This is a genomic window from Armatimonadota bacterium, from assembly GCA_031460175.1.
Taxonomy (GTDB): domain Bacteria; phylum Sysuimicrobiota; class Sysuimicrobiia; order Sysuimicrobiales; family Sysuimicrobiaceae; genus Sysuimicrobium; species Sysuimicrobium tengchongense.
The window spans coordinates 42,200-64,083 of record JAVKGW010000005.1; the positions used below are offsets into that span (position 1 = coordinate 42,200).

The window sequence follows — 21,884 nt, forward strand, 5'->3', positions numbered from 1 at the left end:
AGTCCGTCCCGTTTCCTCCGGGGGAGGACCGGAAAGTACCCCGGAAGTGGTGGAGGCGGCGGGAATCGAACCCGCGTCCGAGGTGAGTGAGGGCAGAGCGTCTACGAGCGTAGCCTGCGTTTTCCTCTCGCACCCGGAGGCTCCCGCAGGCGGGATCCCCCGGGCACCAGCCCCACCGGTCTTAGTCACGCCACCGGGGGCGGAGCGGCGCGACGCAGCCGACTCATGACGCCCCGTCCCGGCCCGTCGGCCCTGCCGGGGGGACGGCCGCGGGGATTAGGCCGCGGCGGCGAGAGCAGGTTGCGTGACGCGTATTGCGTCTTCCAGGTTTTTTTACGAGGACCCTGGGACCTCGGCTCGCAGCCCTGCTTCTTCCCACCCCGTCGAGCCCATTCGCCCCCAGGGAGGGAAACCGCGGCAGGACCTTCTGCGCTTCCCTCAGGTGTCATTGTACCATGGGGAGAGCGCGCGGCGAACCCGCGATCCAGGGATGACCCAGGAGCGGACCCCCATCGATCGCCTGCGGGACGATGTCCGGCTGCTCGGGACGGTCCTCGGGCAGGTCCTCACCGAGCAGGGGGGGCCGTCCCTGCTCGAGCTCGTAGAGGGCATCCGGCAGCTGGCCATCCGGCTGCGGACGGAATACTCCGAGGAGGGGGACCGTCTTCTCCGGGCCACCGTGGAGAGCCTGGATCCGGAAAGCGCCTTCCAGGTGGTGCGGGCGTTTACCGTGTACTTCCACCTCATCAACCTCGCAGAGCAGAACCACCGCCTCCGGAGGCTCCGGGAGCAGGAGCGGGAAGCCTACCCGGCCCCCCGTCAGGAGTCCCTGCGGGCTGCGGTGGCGGAGCTCGCGGGTCGGGGGATCCCCCCGGAGCGCATCCGGGAAGCGGTGGGGCGCCTGGAGCTGTATCCCGTGTTCACCGCCCACCCCACGGAGGTGCGCCGCCGCGCGGTGCTCCGACACCTCCAGCACATCGGGGAGTACATCGCCCAGCTGGACAACTCCGACCTCCCCCCCACGGACCGCGGACGGGTCCTTGAGGCCCTCCGCGCGGAGACCACGGCCCTGTGGCAGACGGACGAGGTCCGCACCCTCCGTCCTCAACCCCTCGAGGAGGTTCAGACGGGGCTGTACTACTTCGCGCAAAGCGTCTACCGCGCGGTGCCCATCCTGTACCGGGACCTCGCGGAAGCCCTGGAGGCCCACGGGGTTCCCGGCCCTCCGCCCTGGCCCGTGGTCCGGTTCGGGTCCTGGATGGGGGGGGATCGGGACGGAAACCCCTACGTGGACGCCCAGACCACGGCCCGCACGCTGGAGCTGCACCGCGTTCTTGTGCTGCGCCGGTACCTGGAGGAGGCGGAGGCCCTCCGGGACGAGCTCACCTCCTCCACCCGTCGCGCGGAGATCTCCGGAGCCCTGCGGGCGTCTTTGGCGGCGGACCTGGCGCGGTTCCCGGAGCTCGAGGAGGTCGTCCGACGGTATCCGCACGAGCCCTACCGACAGAAGCTCAGCTGTGTGGTGGAACGCCTGCGGCACACCCTGGAAGATCCCCAAAGCCCCCTCGCCTACTCCGGGCCGGAGGAACTGCTGGAAGATCTCCAGTGCGTGCAGCGCAGCCTCGAGGCCCACGGAGGGGTCCGCATCGCACGCGCCCGGTTGCTGGATTTCCTCGTGCGGGTCCAGACCTTCGGGTTCCACCTGGCAAAGCTCGACATACGGCAGGAAAGCGGGGTGCACGGGCGGCTCGTGGCCCACCTCCTGCGGCGGGTGGGGGTGACGGAGGATTACGAGGGACTGGCGGAGGGGGAGAAGGTGGCGCTGCTCGTGCAGCTGCTCTCCGGCCCGTCCCTCGCCACGCCGCACCGGGAGATCTCCGCGGAACCCGAGCGGAGCACCTGGGAGGTGTTCCGGAGGCTTCCGGAATGGCAGGCCCGATACGGGCCAGAAGCCTGCGGCACGTACATCATCAGCCTCACGTCGGGCCCCAGCGACGTCCTCGAGGTCCTGTTTCTGGCGCGGGAGGCGGGGCTCGTGCGGTACGACTCCGCGGGCCGCGCCACGAGCCGACTGGACATCGTGCCCCTCTTCGAGCGGATCGCAGAGCTGCGGGCGTGCGGGGAGATCCTGGAAGCGCTGCTGCGCCTGCCGTGCTACCGGGCGCACCTGCACGCCCGGGGAGATCTCCAGGAGATCATGCTGGGATACTCGGACAGCAACAAGGACGGAGGGTATCTGGCAGCGGAGTGGGCCCTCTACCGGGCCCAGAAGGTGATCCCCGAGGTGTGCCGCCGACACGGGTGCGAGGTGCGGCTCTTCCACGGGCGGGGCGGGGCCATCGGCCGAGGGGGAGGGCCCGCGGAGCGGGCCATCCTGGCCATGCCACCGGAGGCGCTCAACGGCAGGCTGAAGCTCACGGAGCAGGGGGAGGTCCTCTTCGCCCGGTACGCGAACCCCCTCATCGCCCGCCGCCATCTGGAGCAGCTCCTGCACGCCCTGCTCCGGGCGCACGGGTGGAGTCCTGAGGCCGCGGACCCCGGGCGGTTGGAGCGCTGGGAGGCGGTGATGGAGGAGCTGGCGGAGGCAGCATTGCGCGCCTACCGGTCCTTGGTGTACGAGACCCCGGGGTTTTCGCGGTACTTCTTTGAAGCCACGCCCATCGAGGAGATCGGCCGGCTCAACATGGCCTCTCGCCCCGTCAGTCGCCGGGAGGTGCGGCGCATCGAGGACCTCCGGGCCATCCCCTGGGTCTTCAGCTGGACCCAGACCCGCACCAACCTCCCGGGATGGTACGGGCTCGGAAGCGCCCTCGCGGGATTCGCGGACCGCAGCCCCGCCCACCTCGCAGAGCTCCAGGAGATGTACCGGGATTGGCCCTTCTTCCGGAGCGTGCTGGACAACGCGCAGATCAGCCTGGGGACCGCGGACCTGCGCATCGCGCGTCTCTACGCGGAGAACGTCACGGACCGGCGGCTGGCGCAGGAGATCTTCGGCCGCATCCGGACGGAGTACGAGCGCTCCGTGGAGGCCGTGCTCCGGATCACGGGGCAGCGCCGGCTCCTGGACAATGCGCCCACCCTGCAACGCCTGGTGGCCCTGCGGAACCCCTACGTGGACCCCATGCACTACATCCAGGCGCACCTGCTCAGGAGCCTGCGCCGGGCCCTGGAAAGCGGGGACATCGAGCGGGCGGAACGGTGGCGGTGGATCGTGCTCCACGCCATCAACGGCATCGCGGCGGGCATCCAGACCACGGGATAGCCTCTACCGCCGGCCCCGGAGGGCCCGGGCGATCTCCCGCTCCGCCTCCCGCCGGGCGATCTCCGCCCGACGGTCCACCAGCCTCTTCCCTCGCGCGAGACCCAGCTCCACCTTCGCAAACCCCCGCTCGTTGAAGTACACCCGGAGGGGGATGAGAGTGTAGCCGCGCTGCTGCACCTTGCCCACGAGGCGCCGCAGTTCGGACCGGTGCAGCAGGAGCTTCCGGGGACGGACGGGGTCGTGGCCAAAGGGACCGGCCTTCTCGTAGGGACTGATGTGCATGTTCACCAGCCACGCCTCTCCGCCCTGAAACCGGGCGTAGGCGTCCTGCAGGGAGGCCCGGCCCGCCCGCAGGGCCTTCACCTCGCTCCCCGTGAGCACGAGCCCCGCCTCGTACGTCTCCTCAATGTGGTACTCGTGCCGGGCCCGCCGGTTGGTGACCACCGTCCGTTCAGGCACGGCCTTGGCCCCGCGGACGCACGAAAATGGCCCGGGCGGAGCACACCCGCTCCCCGTCCCGGAGGATCTCCCCCCGGGCCACCACCGCCCGGGAACCCTCCTCCTCCAGCCAGCCCCGCACGTGCAGCACCTCCCCAGGACGGGCGGGCGCGTGGAAGCGCAGCTCCATGCGGGCGGTGAGGGCGTATTGCCCGCGCCGGTACAGGAGATTGGCCATGACGTCGTCCAGCACTGCGGCCAGGATGCCGCCGTGCACGATGCCCTCGTAGCCCACGTGCAGGTCCGTGGGCCGGAACTCCCCGGTGAGTATGCCCTCCTGCTCCACGAAGCGCAGCCGCAGCCCCACAGGATTGTGGGGGCCGCACACGAAGCAGCGGTCCGCGCGCATCCCTACTCCTCCCCGGTCCTGTGCCCGCGCTCGAAGGTCCCGGACCGCCCGCCCGTCTTGCGTTCCAGCCACACGTCCGTGATGACCATCTCCCGATCCAGGGCCTTGCACATGTCGTAGATGGCGAGCGCCGCTCCCATCACGGCCACCAGCGCCTCCATCTCGACCCCGGTGCGGGCCACCGCCCGGGCGGTGGCCCGGATCTCCACGCACGACCGTGCCTCATCGAGCCGGAAGGAGATCTCCAAGCCCGCGAGGGGGATCAGGTGGCAGAGGGGGATCAGTTCCCAGGTGCGCTTTGCGGCCTGGATCCCCGCGAGCTGCGCCACCGCCAGCACATCGCCCTTCGCCACGGTTCCCTCCTGGATCCGGCGCAGGGTCTCCCGCCGCATGCGGATCTCGCCCCGGGCAGTGGCCTCCCGCAAGGTCTCGGGCTTGTGCGCCACATCCACCATCCGGGGCCGGCCCGCGGCGTCCAGGTGGGTCAGATCTCCCATCTCCACCTCCTAGCCAAAGAGCCGCACCCGCACCGTGCTCCCCTCGGGGAGCGTGACCCCGCGCGGAACCCGCACATACCCGTCCGCCCGGGTCATGGTGGTGATCATGCCCGACAGCCCCAGGATGGGCTCGGCCCGTAACCCTTCCCCTTCCCACCGCACCGCCACCCGCACGAACTCGTCCCGCTCCCGGGGCGCCTGGAGGGTCTTCTGCAGGCGGGCGGGCACCTCCCGCGGGCCCCGGAGATCCGCCCGCAGTCCCAGCATGGCCTCCAGCAGGGGACGCACGAACACCTCGAAGACCACTTGAGCGGAAACCGGATGACCCGGCAGTCCCACCACCGCCCGGCCATGGCACACCGCCAGGAGGGTGGGCTTTCCGGGCTTGATGGCCACCCCGTGCACCACAATCCCGGGCTCTCCCAGCCGCGGGATCACCGCGGCCAGCACATCCCGGGCCCCCACGGAGCTCCCCCCGGAGACGAGCACCACCTCGCTCGTGCGCAGGGCCTCCCGGAGCCCGGTCGTCACCGCCTCCTCGTCGTCGGGGAGGATCCTCCCGGGAAGGGGGACTCCGCCCAACCGGGCCACGAGCCCGCTCAAAGCGTGGGTGTTCATGTCCCGCACCTGTCCCGGCCGCGGCAGCTGATCCGGGGACACCACCTCGTCCCCCGTGCTGAAGATCGCCACCCGGGGCACCAGCCACACGGGGACGTCCACGATCCCCAGGCCCGCGAGGAGCCCGAGCTCCTGGGGCCGCAAGCGGGTGCCCGCGGGGACGGCCACCTCGCCCCGGCGGATGTCCTGGCCCTGCCGGATCACGTTCTCCCCGGAAGCCACGGGACGCGGGACCTCGACCTGGTCTCCGACCAGGCGGCAGTGCTCCTGCATCACCACCGCGTCCGCCCCTCCAGGCAGCATCCCTCCCGTGGGGATCCGGGCGGCCTCGCCGGGTCCGATGCGGAAGGTAACCACCTCGCCCATGCGGATCTCCCCCACCACCCGCAAGCGGGCCGGACGATCCTCCCGAGCCTCCCTCACGTCCTGGGCCCGGACCGCGAACCCGTCCACCGTGGACCGATCAAAAGGGGGGAGGTCCTGGGTCGCCAGGAGATCCTCGGCCACCACCCGATCCAGGGACCGCTCCAGGGGCACCACTTCCCTCCCCCGGGGCTGAGGAGCCGCGGCCTGGAGAAACCGCTCCAGGGCCTCCTCCACGCTGGCAAGCCGCGTGAATGCCCGCATGGGACCTCAGCGGGGAGGCGTGGGAGAGGGGGACGGGGAGAGGAGGGTGATGGGCACGATATCCGACGGTTCCCCCGCCCGCCGCACGATCTGCCAGGCCCGCCGCTGCGGATCGTAGCGCACCTTGTCCCCCACCTGCACGGTGACGAAGAAGGAGTACGGCACCGAGTACGGCTTGCGGTCCACCACGATGACGTAGTGCGGCGGTTCCTCGTACTTGTCGTCCACCCAGCCCAGCACCACCTTCCCCTGCTCCTCGCAGGAGGGGAGGATCTGGGCAAAGACCATGGCCGCAACCAACACGCCCAGCAGGGCCTTGAGTCCCATACCACCTCCTCGGCTCGGTCAGAAGGGTCCCTTACAAGCCTACTACGTGTCCCCTCGGTCCGCCCACCCACCCTGCCCGCGGCCGCCTCCAGCCCGTGCTATGCTGGGCGTGGGGCCTCGTGACACGGGCGTGACGAACCCGTGTCCTTGGTGAGGCGGATGGGCCACAGGATCCTCGTGGTGGACGACGAGCCCCACATCGTGGAGCTCGTCCGGTACAACCTCGAGCAGGAAGGGTTCGAGGTTCGGGTGGCGTACGACGGCCAGGAGGCCCTGCGGCTCGCCCGCGCGGAATCTCCGGATCTGCTCATCCTGGACCTCATGCTGCCCTACGTGGACGGGCTGGAGGTCTGCCGCATCCTGCGCCGGGAGAGCACGGTCCCCATCCTGGTCCTCACCGCGAAGGACGCGGAGATGGACCGGGTGGTGGGGCTGGAGTCCGGAGCGGACGATTACGTCACCAAACCCTTCAGCCCCCGGGAGCTGGTGGCCCGGGTACGGGCCATCCTCCGGCGTACCCGCCCGGATCCCAGCCTTCCCCATCCCTCCCCGCCCCTCACCGCGGGGGACCTGGTACTGGACCCCAACACCCGGGAGGTTACTCTCCGCGGACGGCCCGTGGAGCTCACCACGAAGGAGTTCGAGCTGCTGCGCCTCATGATGGCCCACCCCAACCGGGTATTCAGCCGGGACGCGCTCCTGGAGCACATCTGGGGCTACGACTACTTCGGGAGCAGCCGCACCGTGGACATGCACATCAGCCGTCTGCGGGACAAGATCGAGGACGATCCCGCCTCCCCCACCTACATCGTCACCGTGCGGGGGGTGGGGTACAAGTTCAGGCCGCCGGAGGGCGGCCTGCGCCGGACCCGGAAAAGCCCCCGATGAGCCTGCGGGGCCGTCTCCTGCTGAGCTACCTCGGGGTGGTCACGGTGGCCCTCCTCAGCGCGGGGACCTACGTGGTCCGGGCCGTGGAGCGCCGGTACACGGAGAGCTACACCTACGCCCTCCAGGTGCAGGCGCGGCTCGTGGCGGAGGGCATCCGGCCGCACTTCCGCGCGGGCGCGGACTTCCAGCGACTTGAGGAGCGGGCCCAACGGTTCACCTGGCGGCGGGGCGTGTACATCGGGATCCGGGACCCCCACGGCCGCAAGCCCCACCTCGGCCCCGCGCAACCCCCTCCCCCGCGGGAGGTCCTGGAGGCCCTGCGGCGGGGGGAGCCCGTCTCCGGCCAGCGGTGGGACCCCTCCACGGGGGAGGTCCGTCTCTTCGCCGCCTACCCCGTGGTGGAGCGAGGCCGCGTGCTGGGAGTGGTACACGTCACCGCGCCCAGGCGGTGGGTGGACCGGCAGCTCCTGCCCATCTGGTGGGCCTTTGCCACCGCGGGCGCGCTGGCCCTCTTCGTGAGCGCCTTCTTCGGGTTCCGGATCGCCCGGGGCGTCACCCGACCGCTCAAGGAGTTGGAGCGGGCCGCGGAGGCTCTGAGCCGGGGAGAGTACACCCACACCGTGCCCGCCACCGACCGGGACGAGGTGGGACGACTGGGGCTGGCTTTCAACCGGCTGGGACGACGGCTCCAGCAGACCATGGAGGACATCCGTGCGGAGCGCAATCGCCTGGAGGCGGTCCTGGCGGCCATCCAGGACGGGGTGGTGGCCATCGGCCCCACCGGAGAGGTGCAGCTGTACAACCGGGCCGCGGAGGAGCTGCTGGGACTGCGGCCGGAGGCCCTGGGTCGCCCCGTGGAGGAAGTCCTCGGCGGTTCCCCTCTGGCCAACCTGCTCCGGGAGGCCGCGGGGGGCAAGGTCCTCAGCGAGGAGCTGGTGCTTGCCGGGGAGGGGAGCCGGGTGGCGGAGGTCAGTACCAGTCCCATCCGGAGCGGGACAGGGCGGTTTGAGGGAGCGGTGGCGGTGGTACGGGACGTTACGGAGCTGCGGCGCACGGAACGCATGCGCCGGGAGCTCATCGCCAACGTGAGCCACGAGCTCCGCACGCCCCTCACCTCCATCAAGGGATTCGCGGAGACCCTTCTGGCCGGGGCTCTACACGACGAGAAGCATGCCCGGAAATTCCTGGAGATCATCGAGCTGGAGGCAAACCGACTCATGAAGCTAGTGGACGATCTGCTGGATCTCTCCCGGCTCGAAACCAAAGGGGTCACGTTTGAGCTGCGGCCCGTGGACCTGGACGGGATCTGCCGGAGTGTGGTGGAACGGATTCTCCCCCGCGCGGAGGAAGCGGGCATCCGGCTGAGCTACGCGGGGGAGGGTCCCCTCCTCGTGGTGGCGGACTCCGACCGGGTGGAGCAGGTCCTTACGAACCTGGTGGACAACGCGCTCAAGTTCACCCCCGAGGGCGGCGAGATCCGCGTGCAGGCGCGGCGGGAGGGGGGGGAGGCGGTGGTCTCCGTGCAGGACACGGGCCGGGGGATCCCCCCGGACGACCTCCCGCACATCTTCGAGCGGTTCTACCGGGCGGACCGTTCCCGGACCCGGGGGGAGGGCGGGTCCGGACTCGGGCTCGCCATCGCCAAGCACCTGGTGGAGATGCAGGGGGGCCGGATCTGGGCCACCAGCCGTCCGGGGGAGGGCAGCACCTTCTGTTTCTCCCTCCCCTCCGCACGGGAGGGGATCGCCTCTGAACCGACATCCGAACACCGGTGAAGGGCCCGCGTTGACACCGCCAGAAAGCGGTTCCTAGAATCGAGGTGCGGGGCCGTTAGCTCAGGTGGTCAGAGCGCAGTCCTGATAAGACTGAGGTCGGTGGTTCGAGTCCACCACGGCCCACCACAGGCAACGGTATCCAGAACCCTTGTCCGCTCCTCTGGCCCCACAGGAGGCAGGGGCACCGTGTAACGCAGAACCGCCTCCTTCCCCTCCACCACGACCTCCCGCACGAAGGACTGGATGAACGCCCTCCGTTCCGGGACGCTCCCTTCCATCAACAGCACCCACAGGTCCTCCGCATACCGCGCCACTTCCAGAAGGCCCCAACCGACTGTGGGTGGCAGACCTGGTATACGTACCCACGCAGGAAGGGGTGCTGTAAAGTGAGCGTGGTTCTGGACGTGTGGAGTCGGAGGGTCGTGGGATGGGCGATGCGCCCAGATGCCCGAGCGGAGCTGGTGGTGGATGCCGTAGCTTGACCGCTGTGGAGGCGGAAGCCCGCACCGGGCCTGGTGCACCACTCCAACCGAGGCTCGCAGTACACGAGCCTGCGCTTTGGGGCCCGGCTGGAGCGAGCTGGGATCCTGCGTTCCATGGGCCGCAAGGGAGACGCCTACGAGGTCGCTCTGTGCGAGGCGTTCTTCGCCACGTTGAACCGGGAGGTCCTCAGCCGGTGCCGTTTCCGCACCCGCGACGAGGCTCGCTCTGTGCTGTTCGCGTAGGTGGAGGGCTTCTACAACCGCTCATGAGCGGCACTCGGCGCTAGGGTACCTGTCGCCGGAGGAGTTCGAGAGGAGGTGGTCAGCGGATCTGGAACCTACTAGCGTTACCCTCTCCACGAAAGCGGGGTAGACCCAAACCGGGCGGTCCGGGAGGCCCCGACAGGGGGCCCGGGAGCCCTGGCCGGCCGGAAGGGCCGACGCGGTAGCGGGCCAGCAACGGGTGTACCGGTAGCCTGGGTAACCCCGGGCTACCGGTACACCCGTCTTCCCCGGCGCCTGATCCGACCTCGCGGGAGTGGCACATCCTCACCCCACCGGTACGGCGCGTTACAATGGCGGTGAGATGCCGTTCACGGTGAAGGACTTCCAAGACCTCCTGAGGCTGCTGCAGGAGCGCCCGGAGTGGCGGGACCAGCTGCGCCGGGTGCTGCTCACCGACGAGATCCTCCAGCTCCCCAGAGCGATGCGGGAGCTCACGGAGGAGGTGCGCCGCCTCGCGGAAGCCCAGACCAGAACCGAGGAGCGGCTGGGGCGGCTGGAGGAAGCCGTCACCCGCCTCGACCAGGCCGTCGTCCGCCTCGCGGAAGCCCAGGCCCGAACCGAGCAGCAGCTGGAGGCCTTGAGCGCGGCCCAGGTGCAAACCGAGAGACAGGTGGCAGCGCTGACGGAGACCGTCCGCGCCCTGGTGCGGGACGTGGGCGATCTCAAGGGGGAGAGCCTCGAACGGACCTACCGCGACCGCGCCCCCGCCTACTTCGGACGGATCCTCCAGAGGATCCGGGTCCTGGACGCCCAGCGGCTCGGACTGCTGCTGGACGAGGCGGTGGAGGCCGGCCGGATCACCCCGGACGAGCGCATAGACGCCCTGGAAGCCGACGTGGTGGTGGAGGGGCGGAGGGACGGGGAAGAGGTCTACCTGGTGGCAGAGGTCTCCTGGCAGATCGGAGCCGAGGACGTGGAGCGCGCAATCCGCCGGGCCTCCGTGGTCGAACGCGCGCTTCAGCGGCGCACCCTGGCGGCGGTGGCGGGCAAGGGATTGGGCAGGGACCGCAGGACGCAACGGGCCGTCTCCGCGGTGTGGCAGGTGCTAGACGGTACGGTCAGCCCGCCCGCGGACCGTCGAGGGATCTGACTCCGGGGAAGTCGTGCGGAAGAAGCGGGAGATCTACCGCCTTTGGGTTGGGCGATGAAGGTCCGGTAGGGGAGGCCGACGGGCATGCGGCTGAGGAAGTGGACCCTGGAGGAGTATGAGCGCCTCGTTGCCCTCGGCGTGCTAGGGGAGGACGAGCGGGTGCAGCTCGTGGAAGGGGAGATCGTGGAGATGAGCCCGCAGAACGCACCCCACATGGCCGCAGTACGGCTCGTGGAGGACGCCTTGCGGGAGGCCTTCCGTCAGGGCTTCGATGTACGGGTGCAGGGCCCGCTGGCCCTTGCTCCCGACTCCGAGCCCGAGCCGGACGTGGCAGTGGTGAGAGGGGGACCCCGTGACTACCGAGACCACCACCCCACGGGCAAGGACACCGTCCTCGTGGTGGAGGTGGCCGACACCACTTGGCGGTTCGACCGGGAACGAAAAGGCCGGGTGTATGCGGCGGCCCGCATCCCCGAGTACTGGATCCTGAACCTCGAGCACCGATCCCTGGAGGTCTACCGACGGCCGGAGGAAGGGGAGTACCGGGAACAGCTGATCCTGCGGGAGGAGGACTCGGTGGCCCCGCTCCTGCGGCCGGAGGTACAGATCGCGTCGCGGATCTCCTGCCCTGATCGCACCTTCCCGTCTCCTCGCCCAGCTGGGCCTTTTGGCCGTTCAGGGGTCTGACCCCTGCTATCCTAATTAAGAGGTGTTGCAGGAGACGGGGCAGGGAGGTGACCGGCGGTGCGGGACGAGTCGGAGAACGAGTACGAGGAATCGGGCGTCCCGAAGGAGTGGGTCGAATTCTGGAAGGAAAGGAGCTGGAGAACACCCTGATCGCGTACGTCCCGCCGCCAAAGCCGTCCACGGACAAGCCTTCGAAGAAGCGGTCCAGGAAGAAGTCCGGGCAGCCGGACGCGCCCGACGCCGGGGACAGGACCTGAACGTGGCCGTCCGCTTCCTGGAAGCCTTCCGTGGAGCCGCCGCCGGATCGCTTGCGGCCCTGGCGCTGCTCGCGGGGTGCGGGGCTGCCGCGGCGCCCGGGGCACCTCCGGCCTCCCCGACCTCCAGCCCGTCCGCATCGCCCTCTCCATCGCCCGCTCCGATCTCCGTGGATCTCCTCCCGGCGGCCCAGGGCTCCGTGTGCAGGGACGGTGCAGCCTTCCCGGACCGGACGCGGGAGGTCCGCGGCGCGGTGGGGTGGGTCGCAGACCTGTTGCCGAAGCCCGGAGGGAACCCCTGCCCGGGAGGACCCGCGGCCAAGAACGTCACGTGCCGCAGGACGGGCTCCGAGCGGATCGGCGGCCGGGTCGCGGACCGGTGGGAGGTGGTGTTCGAGGCGGGCGGCAGGAAGCTCGTGGTAAGGCGCTGGGTGGACCGGGAGCTGGGAGTCTGGCTCCGGTACGTAACCTACGAGGGGGCCACGTTCGAGGTAGTGGGGATCCGGGTTGGGTCCCAGCCGGCGTCCCTGTTCCAGGTGCCCAGGGACTACAAGCCCGCGGGCCGTTGAGGGGTCTGACCCAGCGGGGGAGCGGCACGGAACTTGCTAGTCGGGGATAGGAAGCGCAGACGAGTCTGAGTCCGGGATCGGGAGGCGGACCGTGAGCCGGTTCTGGATGCGCAGGCCGATTTTTCTCGCGACCGCGGCGTTGCTCCTCGTGGCCGCGTGCGGCATCACGCAGGGGCAGGGGCCCGTCCCCCAGCCACCCGGCCTCCCCTCCCAACCCCAGGTCACCCTCCAGCAGGCGGGGCCCCACGCGCCGGACAGGGTTCTGGTGCGGTTCCGGCCCGGCACCCCGCCCGACAAGATGGAAGCCCTCCACCGCCGGGTGGGGGGGCGCGTGGTGGACACCATCCCCCAGATCGGGGTCCTGGTGGTCCAGGTGCCGGCCAACACCGTGGCGGGCGCCATCGGGGTCTACACCTCCGACCCCGCCACGGAGTTCGCGGAGCCGGACGGGGTGGTCCAGGCCCTGGTGGTTCCCAACGACCCCATGTTCGGCCAGCAGTGGGGCCCGCAGAAGGTGGAAGCGCCAGCGGCCTGGGACCTCACCACGGGAAGTTCCTCGGTACGCATCGCGATCCTCGACACCGGGATCAGTTCCGGCCACCCGGACCTCGCCGGAAAGGTGGTGACGGCACGGAACTTCACCACCTCCCCCACGGTGGAGGACGTGGACGGCCACGGGACCCACGTGGCCGGGATCGCCGCCGCGGTCACCAACAACGCCACGGGAGTCGCGGGGATGGACTGGAACGCGCGGCTCATGAACGGCAAGGTCCTGGGCGACGACGGGAGCGGCTACTACTCCTGGGTGGCGAGCGGCATCGTGTGGGCCGCGGACAACGGGGCGAAGGTGATCAACATGAGCCTCGGGGGGCCCTTCCCCAGCTCGACCCTGCAGAGCGCGGTGGACTACGCCTGGAACCGGGGCGTCGTGCTGGCCTGCGCCGCGGGCAACAGCGGGACCACGAGCCCCAGTTACCCCGCGTACTACACCAACTGCATCGCGGTCGGAGCCACCACCCAACTCGACACCCAGGCCAGCTTCAGCAACTACGGGAGCTGGGTGGACGTGGGAGCTCCGGGGGTCGGGGTCCTCAGCACGGTGCCGGGAGGGTACACCTCCTACAGCGGGACTTCCATGGCGACCCCGCACGTGGCGGGGCTCGCGGCCCTGGTGTGGACCCGGCAGGGTTCGAATTCCGCGGTCCGGAACTGCATCGAGTCCTTCACCGACCCGGTAACGGGGAACCCCTTCGCGCGGGGGAGGATCAACGCGCGAAAGGCGGTGGAGTGCACGGGGGCGAGCCCCACCCCGTCCCCATCGCCCACACCGACACCCTCCCCCACGCCGACCCCTCCCCCAACTCCCAAGCCCCGGTGGACGCCCTCACCCACCCCGAGCCCCACGCCTACGCCTTCTCCGACTCCCACCCCGACGCCGACCCCTTCTCCGACCCCGACGCCGAGGTGGAAGTGATCCCGGGGTCTGACCCCAGGGGTCAGACCCCACTCTTGTCCGGGAAGACCAGGCGGGGTAGCATATGCCCGTGGCGTGGGAGCAGGTGGCCACCATCGTGGTGACCGTGGTCCTGGCAGTACTCGCCGGGATCCTGTACAACAACCGCCGCTTCGACGACGTGAACCGCCGGTTCGACGATGTCAACGCGCGCTTCGACGACGTCCACCGCCGGATCGACGACCTCCGGTCCGACATGAACGCCCGCTTCGCCCAGGTGGACGCCCGGCTCGCGGAGCTGCGCGAAGACCTGCGGGAAATCCGGACCCTGCTCCAGGACGCCCTGCGGACCAGGACCCCGTAGACCCCACCGTGTCCACCACCCAGGTGCAAGTGAGGCAGGGGTCTGACACCAGGGGTCTGACACCGTGGCGATGGCCCCGGTGATCCTCCGGGTGGTGTACACTCCGTGATAGGGGTGTACACTCCGTCATAGGAGCGTGAGGAATGCGGTTGCGCAGGGCTTTTGTGTTTCGCCTTCTGGTCGGTGCGGCGGCGCTCGGCCTCATCGCGGGGCAGGTCCCGGATGCGTCCGCCGCGCCGTGGTACAGCCAGCAGTTCTCCGCCACCTTGGTCCAGACCCCACCCCCCGGGCGGGGCGGCAGCAAACGCACGGGAAGGCTGTTCGTGGGAGATGCGGCTCTCCGGTTCGAGCTGGCTGCTCCGGGACCTGTGTACATCTACGACGTCCGCCGGGACAGGAGGTGGATCCTCTTCCCCGACCAGAGGCGGTACGCGGAGACGAAGGGGGCCGGACCCCTGGCGGACTTCCTCCCCAGGCCCGGCGGAAACCCGTGCGCGGGGATTCCCGCCACAGGAGTCACGTGCCGGAGGACGGGCACCGAGCGCGTCAACGGACGCGTGGCGGACCGCTGGGAGGTGCAGCTGCAGGCGGGAGGCAGGAAGTTCGTCGGCTTCAGGTGGGTGGACCGTCAGCTGGGAGTCCCGGTCCGGCTCGTGACGTATGAAGGAGCCAGGGTCGACCTGCTGGACATCCGGACCGGCCCCCAGCCCCCGAGCCTGTTCCGGCTGCCGGCGGACTACCGGCCTGCCCGGTGAGGCCGTTCAGGGCCTGACCACCAGGCGGGCGGGCCGGGTCCTCCGGAACTCCGGGGGCTCGAGGTACAGGACGCCGTAGACGAAGTACGTCCCGGGAGGCACCGGGTTCCCTTCGAGGTCCTTCTGGTCCCACTCGCCGGCGAACTCCACCGCTTCCCCCGGCGCCAGTGTCCTGAGGTCCAGGACGTCCCGGACCGCCCGTCCGTGCCTCCACGTCCAGACGGTCCTGCCCCTGCGGACCACCACGAAGTCGTGGGGAGGACGGCCCCCGAGGTGCAGGACGCAGGGACGCACAAACCGGTTGCGGGCCACGAGGGCGAGCCGGACGGTCTGCCCGGCGCTGGCCGAACTCGGTGCCCTCAGGGACAGCGCCGGGTCGCACCTCCCGGCGGCCTGCCCCGCACCCGGAAAGGCGACCACTCCGGCCAGGAGGCCTGTAACGAGGAGGGGGGCTGCGGCCGCTGGCCGCAGCCCCCCCGACACCACCCCGCTACGGGGTGAGGAGGAACGTCCCAACCGGCACACCGAGGTCCTGCTCGAACCCGTAGATGGGCGAGTGGATACCCAGGGTGTGGGCAGAGCTTGCTTCTAGACTCGCGGAGTGGATCGCGACCAGCCTCACGGACGTCTGGCTGGGCGAGACGATGTACAGGCCGCTCCCGCTGTCGCCCGGTGCCGTGCCGAGGTTGCCCGGGAGCTTGTACGTCAGGATCTGCGCGATCTGGAACTGGTTCGGCGCAAACTGCCAGTCGAAGTTGTTCGACATCACCACGCCGACCAACGTGGTCCCCGTCGTGCGTCCCACCTTCCACAGGTAGGAGCCCGGCGGGATGTCCGCGGGGCTCATCGCGCGGCCGACCACCGTGGAGTTACCGACGATAGGGGCCAGCGGGTTGTTCAGGACGCCGCCCTGGTAGGCGATCCTGCCCCGGGAGAAGTTGGTGAATCCCGCGTCCCACGTGGCGAAAAGGACATCACTGCGCCGGCACTGCGAACCCGCTGGGTAGCCAGCCGGGCAGGCAGCGAGTAGGGGGTCGTTCGCCTCCGCGGCGACCAGGTTCGCGGCGTCGGGCTGCCCGTACTGTGTTCCGTCAGGTCCGAACGTGGTGGTGGAGCAGTGGGAGGCGGTCAGGAACCCCTCCTGCCCGGTGTCCAGGCGCCGGGCCAGGGCGCCGATGGTGCAGTTGCTGGTGGGGTTCGGCAGGGGGAAAGCGATCTGCACGCCCGCCACCACCGGCCGGACCACGCCCTGCAGGTTGTCCCTCCGGAACTGCCCCACGTACACGACGAGACCCGAAGCGGGCACTCCCTTGGAGGCCGCCAACTGCCGGACCTGCTGGGCCTTGGCTTCGTCGGGGACCACCACGACCACCCGGTTGTCACCCGTGGTCCCGATCCCGACTCCGGGGCCGAGCTGCCAGAAGTCGGGCTTCATGGCGGCCGCCCACGCGTTCGCATCCCCTGACGCCGCAGGCGGCTGGCCTCCCGGAGGCTGCGCAGATGGCGGCTGGCTACCCGGAGGCTGCGCAGACGGCGGCTGGCTACCCGGAGGCTGCGCCGCAGGCGGCTCGCCTCCCGGAGGCGGCGGGACCACCCCGGAGTACTGGGAGGTACCGCAGGCCGCCACGAGCGCAGCCACGGCCAACAACGCGGTGAACCTCAACACGTCTCGCACTCTTCCACCTCCTCTCTGTACTGCCTTGTTTCCGTACTGCGGTGTCAGCGCCCGGGCACCGGATCGCCGGTCTTCACGGTTTCCCGGCGTCCCCGAAGTGCCAGGGCTGCGTGGGAGCCTTCCGGCAATCCAGTCTCGCTTCCACCTCCCTTCACCCTCAGGCTGTGCCTTGCCCCGTGTCACCTGCCCGGCGAGGGTGAGACCGCGGGCGTCGGGCTCTCCGCCGGGGGCCAGTACCGCTCCACCTTTGCCCTTGACCGCAGGTCGGTAACGAGCTCTGCGAGCAGCCGGTTCTGTTCGGCCGTCCGCAGGATACGCTCGATTGTCGGCCTCGCCTCCTCCAGGGGGGTGGTGCGCTCGGGCTGCCGGCTCAACACCTTGAGGACCGCGTAGCCCCCCTCGATGGTCTTCACCACCTCGCTCACCCCGCCCTGCGGTAGCCCCCAGGCGGCCCGGGTCCGTTCCGGGTCCGTGGCCCCCTGCACCAGCAGGGTCCTGCGTGGCTCGGTGCCGAACTCCTTCGCCACCTCTTCTGTGGACCTGCCCCGCAGGAGTTCCCTCCGGGCCGCCTCCGCCCTCTCCCGGGTGGGCAGCACCACCTCCTCGGCCACCACCGAAGGGGGCTGGCGGAACAGACGGTCCCGGTTCTCCCGGTAGTAGGCCTCCACCTGCTCGGCCGTCACCTTCACCTTCGCCCGCAGGTCTTCCAGGAGCTTGTTGCCCAGCACGGACCAACGGGCGAACCGGACCAGCTGCTCTCCGTACCGGCCGGCCGCAAGCCTCCTCGCGAGCTCGGTCCGCTGGGGCACCCGGCCGAGCAGCCGGTCGCGTTCGGTCCGCACCTCCTCCTCGGTGGCCCGGTACCCGCGGCGGGTGGCTTCCTTCACCAGCAGGAGCCGGTCCACGAGGGCGTCGAGGACCGCCTTCCGGAGCTCGTCGAGCTGCCTTTCGCCTGCAGGCCCCTCGTACAGGACCCCGGCGGCGGCCTGCCTCGCGAGGACCTCGAACTCCAGGTCTTCCCACCTGACCTCCTCCCCGTCCACCCGGGCCACCACCCGGACGGGCGGGGTGGCCTCCGCCTGAGGGGCAGGACAGTGAGGCCGGAACTTCCAGGCCCCAACCGCCACCCCGGCCGCCACCACCCACCCTAGGGCAGTCACACTGAGCAGGGCCCGGTCCATGCCCCTAGACCACCGATCCGCACTCGCAAGTTCCGAAATTTCATCGACACGCTCCTAAAGATCTCCATAGGGAAGGTCCGGGCAGACCGGCCGGTCCGCCCGGACCACCCCGTCACAGCCGCAGGACTAGTGCCAGAACGTCACCTGCAGCGTGAAGCCGCCCACCTGCAGCATGTCGTCCCCACCGTCGCCGTCCGTGTTCTCCTGACCAGCGGGGTTCGTCACTCCCCACTCGAACCGCAGGCCCAGGTACGGGGTCTGACCGGGGACCGTCACGGGCGGAGCGCCCACAGCGGTCTGCACCATCCCCGTCACGTCCACGGACGCGGGAGCAAGGAAGTTGTTGCTGTTGAACACCACAAGCCACTGGCCCACAGGACCCATCGCGTAGTCCCCCTGGTCCAGCGCTCCGTTGTTCAGGTAGTCCACCCGCACCACGCCAAGCGGCCCACCCATCACAGCGTTGAAGGGATCCGTAACCTGCCATGCCCGGGTGAGCAGCGACACCGTCAGCGTCGCGTTCTGCACCGCCGCCACCGGAGCCAGCATCTGACCCGGAATCGCAAACGCCACAAAGCCCCGGATCCGGGCAGGCGGGTTGGCCCCACCGAGGACGGGCGCAGTGCACGGCGTACCCGCTAGCGCGCCACCCTCGCAGTCCCCGGTCCACACGCCGCCGGCTGCTGTACCACCGCTGAACACCGCCACCCCGGCGTTGCCCGGGGCGGACGCCCAGCCGTTCACACCCGGAATCAGAGCCAGTGTCGCGTTCGTCAACTGCCCCGTCCGCGTCGTGAAGGTGAACATGAAGTTGCTCCCCAGACTCCGACCATCCTGGCTAGATACCTGCGCCGGAATCGTCACCGTGTACGTGGTCGTCCCACGCAGCACCAAACCCGTCCAGAACGCAAAGTTCCCAATCACCGTGCAGCCCGTGGGACCCGCAACCGGCGCCGGAGCAATCACAATCCCAGCCACGCACGGGTTCCCTCCACTCCCAGGCTGATTGTTCACCGGCGCGTTGAACTCCACCACAATCCCCGTCACCGGACCTACCCCAGGAACCACCCGGGTCCCACCAGCCAACGGCACCTCCGTCGTATTGTTCGCAGGCGTCGTGCTCTGGACCGCGAAGGCGGGCTGGACCGGGGCCGCCGGTGGTTGCTGGGGCGGCTGCTGAGGCGGGGCCGTGGGCGAAGTACCGCAGGCCGCGGCCACGAGGATCGCGACCACCGCCAGGGCCGCGCCCCTCAACGCACGAAATCGCACCATCGCATTCCCTCCTTTCGAACTGGGTTTTCACCCGCGGGTAGCCCCGCAGGCTGCTTCATAGACCACACCCCCACTCGGGAGTCCTCCTCGTTTCCTCCCGGGCGGGCGCTCCACCCCGCCGCCCGTTCTCCCTTGTATCCCCCCTTTCCCGGGCAGGGTCTTGCGGGGTACTCAGATTTCCGTCCTTTCTGTCGGTCCCCGGGGCCCGAAGGTTCAATCCCCCACCCCAGGAACCGATGCTAATTTTTGCACGATTCGTAAGGGCTCCGCAAGACCCGGGAACGCCCGGGCGGAGGGTGGAGCACGTTCTGTGTCGTGAGGGGGCTAGGAGGTGCGGGTGCGGAGGGCGTCCTGGAGGAGGCCGCGGAGCTCCCGGAGGTCTTCGCGAACCTCCCCAAGCCGCGCCTCCACCTGGGTGATCCGGGACTCCACCTGGGTGAGCCGCGCCTCCACCTGGGCGATCCGGGACTCCATCTGGCCGAACCGTGTGTCCACGTGGGCCAGGCGGGCGTTCAGGTCGGCCCGCAGGTCGTCGAGGCGGCGGTGGACATCGTCGAACCGGCGATTGACGTCATCGAACCGGCGGTTGACGTCGTCGAACCGGCGGTTGTTGTACACGATCCCCGCGAGCACCGCGAGGACCACGGTGATCACGATGGTCGTCACCTGCTCCCACGCCACGGGCCTATCCTACCCGGGGCGGGTCTTCGGGGGCAAGGGCGGCTCCCTATAATGGAGCAGAATGCCCTCTGCGGAGAAGGAGCGTGAACCGATACTGCGTTTCCGTCCTCCTCGCCTTCACTCTCGTGGCGACCGGGTGCGGGCTCTTCGGGGGAGGTCCTCCGGGGTCTTCGGGGTCCGCCTGCCTTCCCCTCTCCTCGGTCCTCTCCCAGGCACCGGCTGGTCGGGGAGGGACGGAGGGGAAGGAGCCGGGGGGAGGGATGAGGGCGTGGCCCGCGCGGGCCGTGGACCGGATCCTGGTGCGCTTCCGAGCGGACGCCCCGACATCGGAGCGTCAGGTGCTCCTGGCTCGGGTGGGCGGGGAGGTGATCCGGGAGGTGGCGCCGCTGCGGATGCGGGTGGTGCGGGTTCCCGGAGGGCAGACGGAAGCGGCCCTGGCGGCCTACCGGACCTCGGGACTCGTGGAGTACGCGGAGCCCGATGCCCTCGCCTTCCTCCAGAGAGAGCCCAACGATCCTCTGTACCGGAACCAGTGGAACTACCCTCAGATCCGCCTCCCCCAGGCGTGGGAGTGCACGGTGGGTTCGGGCGGGGTGGTGGTGGCGGTCATCGACGACGGGATCACGGACCATCCGGACCTCCGGGGGGTCACGGTGCCGGGGTGGGACTTCGTGGATGGGGATACGGATCCCACCTGGCCGGGGTGCCGGATCCACCCGGAGGAGTTCAGCCACGGGGTACACGTGACGGGAATCATCACGGCCCTCACGGACAACGGCCTGGGAGTGGCGGGGGTGAACTGGGGGCCGGGCGGGGCGAGGATCATGCCCCTGCGGGCCTTCGGGCCGTGCCCCGAGGACGGCGGCTTCATCTCGGATATCGTGGCGGCCATCGTCTACGCGGCGGACCGGGGAGCCCGGGTGATCAACATGAGCTTCGGCACCCCGTACTTCAGCGAGTTCCTGGCGGCCGCGGTCCGGTACGCGTACCAGAGGGGGGTGGTGATGGTGGCCGCGGCCGGAAACGGGTATCCCGCGCCCATCCAGTACCCCGCCCGGTTCCCGGAGGTGATCGCGGTGGGAGCGGTGAACTGCCGGAACGATGCCACCTACTACTCCGCGGAGGGTCCGGAGCTGGAGGTGGTGGCGCCCGGAGGGAGCTCGGTAACGGAGTGCGGGTTGGACGGGGCAACGGACGGGGACCTGGTGTGGAGCACCAGCACCAGCCTCGCCCAGGGTCACGGGTACTTCCGGGCTCAGGGCACCTCCATGGCGGCCCCGCACGTCACAGGGGTGGTGGCCCTAATGATGGGGCGGGGCTTTTCGGGGGTGGAGGCGATCCGGCAGCGGCTGCGCAGTACGGCCATAGACCTCGGGCCCGCGGGCCGGGACGACCGGTTCGGGTGGGGCTTGGTGAACGCGCAGGAGGCCGTGGGGGCGAGGTAGACGGCCGGCAGGAGAGCGGGTTTGATCCGCCGAAATCTTGAGGCGGGGAGGTGATGGGAATGGCCCGGCGGAGCATCCTGGTGACGGCCGCGGTAGCGGTGGCGATCCTCGCGACCGCGTGCGGCCAGATGGGAGGCGGGCCGACTCCCACCCCAACCCCGACCCCGACGCCGACCCCTACACCCACGCCCCCTCCGCAGACCGTGACCCTCATGATGGTTCCGGGAGGGGGGACGGTTTGCGCGGACGGCGCTCTGGCCACTGGTGTGTTCCAGGTCGGGGTTGACGTGGCGGCGGGCGGCACCAATAACGGAATCTGCCCTGATCCGGATCCGGACGGGGACCTGGACTCCACGGACGTCGTGCGCGCCTTCCTCGCCTTCGTGCGGTCTCCCATCCCCACGGGTGCGACGATCCTCTCCGCGATCCTCACGGCCCAGCGAACCCAGACGGGGAACCCTTACCCGGCCGGCCAGCAGCTCCTGGTGGAGGCCACGCCGTGGGTGACAACCGGCGGAGGCCTGGACGCCTCTGACTTCATCGCCCCGAACCTGGGCGGCACGGTCTCCATGGTGGCGGCCACCGGGCCCGGAACCACCCTGCTTGTGGACATTCGGCCCCTCGTGCAGGCCTACGTCAGCCTGGGATCCCCGACCATCGACCTGCGGCTGCGGCTCCTGAACGAGTCGCTTGCCGCTGGGGATCTCGACACCCTGGTGCCCGGCAGCATCGCGCTCCAGGTGACCTACCAGCCGTAGGGACTCCATGCGGCCCTGAACCTCCGTCCTGGATTTTGCGACTAATCCTGCGGAGGGCGCAGGGGTCCAGGCCCGGATCGCCGAAGCTCACG

The 21,884-nt window shown here is 70.1% G+C and carries 22 protein-coding genes, 1 tRNA gene and 1 other RNA gene; 13 read left to right on the top strand and 11 right to left on the bottom strand.

From position 1 onward, the window contains the following. Positions 1 to 47 precede the first annotated feature (47 nt). Positions 48 to 401: a transfer-messenger RNA gene (gene ssrA, locus QN206_07895) on the bottom strand. 89 nt (positions 402 to 490) lie between these two features. On the opposite strand from ssrA, the gene ppc reads away from it, so the two are divergent. Further along, positions 491 to 3,262: a phosphoenolpyruvate carboxylase gene (ppc, locus tag QN206_07900; GenBank protein MDR7614735.1), complete on the top strand. Its 2,772-nt coding sequence runs from the start codon at positions 491 to 493 to the stop codon at positions 3,260 to 3,262. A gap of 3 nt (positions 3,263 to 3,265) precedes the next feature. On the opposite strand, the gene smpB is transcribed toward ppc, so the two are convergent. The 5 genes from smpB to QN206_07925 are packed head-to-tail and all read right to left on the bottom strand — an operon-like array spanning position 3,266 to position 6,178. Then, positions 3,266 to 3,721, bottom strand: coding sequence for an SsrA-binding protein SmpB (gene smpB, locus QN206_07905; protein ID MDR7614736.1), 456 nt, complete (start codon positions 3,719 to 3,721; stop codon positions 3,266 to 3,268). Next, positions 3,714 to 4,109, bottom strand: coding sequence for a PaaI family thioesterase (locus QN206_07910; protein ID MDR7614737.1), 396 nt, complete (start codon positions 4,107 to 4,109; stop codon positions 3,714 to 3,716). The genes smpB and QN206_07910 overlap by 8 nt, the downstream gene beginning before the upstream one ends. 2 nt (positions 4,110 to 4,111) lie before the next feature. Beyond that, positions 4,112 to 4,606: a cyclic pyranopterin monophosphate synthase MoaC gene (gene moaC / locus QN206_07915; GenBank protein MDR7614738.1), complete on the bottom strand. Its 495-nt coding sequence runs from the start codon at positions 4,604 to 4,606 to the stop codon at positions 4,112 to 4,114. A 9-nt stretch (positions 4,607 to 4,615) separates the two neighbouring features. Then, positions 4,616 to 5,851: a molybdopterin molybdotransferase MoeA gene (locus tag QN206_07920; protein ID MDR7614739.1), complete on the bottom strand. Its 1,236-nt coding sequence runs from the start codon at positions 5,849 to 5,851 to the stop codon at positions 4,616 to 4,618. Positions 5,852 to 5,857: 6 nt separating this feature from the next. After that, a complete protein-coding gene (locus QN206_07925; GenBank protein ID MDR7614740.1) occupies positions 5,858 to 6,178 on the bottom strand; it encodes a hypothetical protein in 321 nt (106 codons plus the stop codon). Positions 6,179 to 6,337: 159 nt separating this feature from the next. Here QN206_07925 and QN206_07930 point away from each other — a divergent pair, with 159 nt between their 5' ends. From QN206_07930 to QN206_07975, 10 genes are all read left to right on the top strand, one after another. Further along, a complete protein-coding gene (locus tag QN206_07930) occupies positions 6,338 to 7,066 on the top strand; it encodes a response regulator transcription factor (protein MDR7614741.1) in 729 nt (242 codons plus the stop codon). Beyond that, positions 7,063 to 8,841 carry an ATP-binding protein gene (locus QN206_07935; GenBank protein ID MDR7614742.1) on the top strand — a complete coding sequence of 593 codons (1,779 nt, stop codon included), beginning with the start codon at positions 7,063 to 7,065 and terminating at the stop codon, positions 8,839 to 8,841. Before QN206_07930 ends, QN206_07935 begins: the two co-directional genes overlap by 4 nt. Before the next feature lie 49 nt (positions 8,842 to 8,890). Further along, positions 8,891 to 8,967 (top strand) — tRNA-Ile (locus QN206_07940). 470 nt (positions 8,968 to 9,437) lie between these two features. Next, positions 9,438 to 9,566, top strand: a complete 129-nt coding sequence (locus QN206_07945) for a hypothetical protein (protein MDR7614743.1) — start codon at positions 9,438 to 9,440, stop codon at positions 9,564 to 9,566. Between the two features lie 343 nt (positions 9,567 to 9,909). Next, on the top strand, positions 9,910 to 10,698 hold the full coding sequence (locus tag QN206_07950; protein ID MDR7614744.1) for a hypothetical protein: 789 nt from the start codon (positions 9,910 to 9,912) through the stop codon (positions 10,696 to 10,698). Positions 10,699 to 10,782: 84 nt separating this feature from the next. Then, positions 10,783 to 11,385 (top strand): Uma2 family endonuclease, encoded by a 603-nt coding sequence (locus tag QN206_07955; GenBank protein ID MDR7614745.1) that lies wholly within the window; start codon positions 10,783 to 10,785, stop codon positions 11,383 to 11,385. A gap of 508 nt (positions 11,386 to 11,893) precedes the next feature. Then, a complete protein-coding gene (locus QN206_07960; GenBank protein ID MDR7614746.1) occupies positions 11,894 to 12,208 on the top strand; it encodes a hypothetical protein in 315 nt (104 codons plus the stop codon). A gap of 91 nt (positions 12,209 to 12,299) precedes the next feature. After that, on the top strand, positions 12,300 to 13,682 hold the full coding sequence (locus tag QN206_07965) for a S8 family peptidase (GenBank protein MDR7614747.1): 1,383 nt from the start codon (positions 12,300 to 12,302) through the stop codon (positions 13,680 to 13,682). A 64-nt stretch (positions 13,683 to 13,746) separates the two neighbouring features. Then, positions 13,747 to 14,025 (top strand): hypothetical protein, encoded by a 279-nt coding sequence (locus QN206_07970; GenBank protein ID MDR7614748.1) that lies wholly within the window; start codon positions 13,747 to 13,749, stop codon positions 14,023 to 14,025. A 143-nt stretch (positions 14,026 to 14,168) separates the two neighbouring features. Further along, positions 14,169 to 14,780 (top strand): hypothetical protein, encoded by a 612-nt coding sequence (locus QN206_07975; protein MDR7614749.1) that lies wholly within the window; start codon positions 14,169 to 14,171, stop codon positions 14,778 to 14,780. Between the two features lie 6 nt (positions 14,781 to 14,786). On the opposite strand, the gene QN206_07980 is transcribed toward QN206_07975, so the two are convergent. The 5 genes from QN206_07980 to QN206_08000 form a co-directional block, all read right to left on the bottom strand. Beyond that, entirely contained in the window at positions 14,787 to 15,263 is a 477-nt protein-coding gene (locus QN206_07980; protein MDR7614750.1) for a BsuPI-related putative proteinase inhibitor, read from the bottom strand. Positions 15,264 to 15,270: 7 nt separating this feature from the next. Next, a complete protein-coding gene (locus QN206_07985; GenBank protein MDR7614751.1) occupies positions 15,271 to 16,455 on the bottom strand; it encodes a hypothetical protein in 1,185 nt (394 codons plus the stop codon). Between the two features lie 179 nt (positions 16,456 to 16,634). After that, entirely contained in the window at positions 16,635 to 17,636 is a 1,002-nt protein-coding gene (locus QN206_07990; protein MDR7614752.1) for a peptidyl-prolyl cis-trans isomerase, read from the bottom strand. 126 nt (positions 17,637 to 17,762) lie between these two features. Further along, positions 17,763 to 18,209, bottom strand: coding sequence for a hypothetical protein (locus tag QN206_07995; protein ID MDR7614753.1), 447 nt, complete (start codon positions 18,207 to 18,209; stop codon positions 17,763 to 17,765). Positions 18,210 to 19,232: 1,023 nt separating this feature from the next. Next, entirely contained in the window at positions 19,233 to 19,589 is a 357-nt protein-coding gene (locus QN206_08000; protein MDR7614754.1) for a hypothetical protein, read from the bottom strand. 260 nt (positions 19,590 to 19,849) lie between these two features. Here QN206_08000 and QN206_08005 point away from each other — a divergent pair, with 260 nt between their 5' ends. Together QN206_08005 and QN206_08010 are read left to right on the top strand one after the other, a co-directional pair. Continuing rightward, positions 19,850 to 21,034 (top strand): S8 family serine peptidase, encoded by a 1,185-nt coding sequence (locus QN206_08005; GenBank protein MDR7614755.1) that lies wholly within the window; start codon positions 19,850 to 19,852, stop codon positions 21,032 to 21,034. Between the two features lie 59 nt (positions 21,035 to 21,093). Next, positions 21,094 to 21,792 carry a hypothetical protein gene (locus QN206_08010; GenBank protein MDR7614756.1) on the top strand — a complete coding sequence of 233 codons (699 nt, stop codon included), beginning with the start codon at positions 21,094 to 21,096 and terminating at the stop codon, positions 21,790 to 21,792. Positions 21,793 to 21,884: the final 92 nt, after the last annotated feature.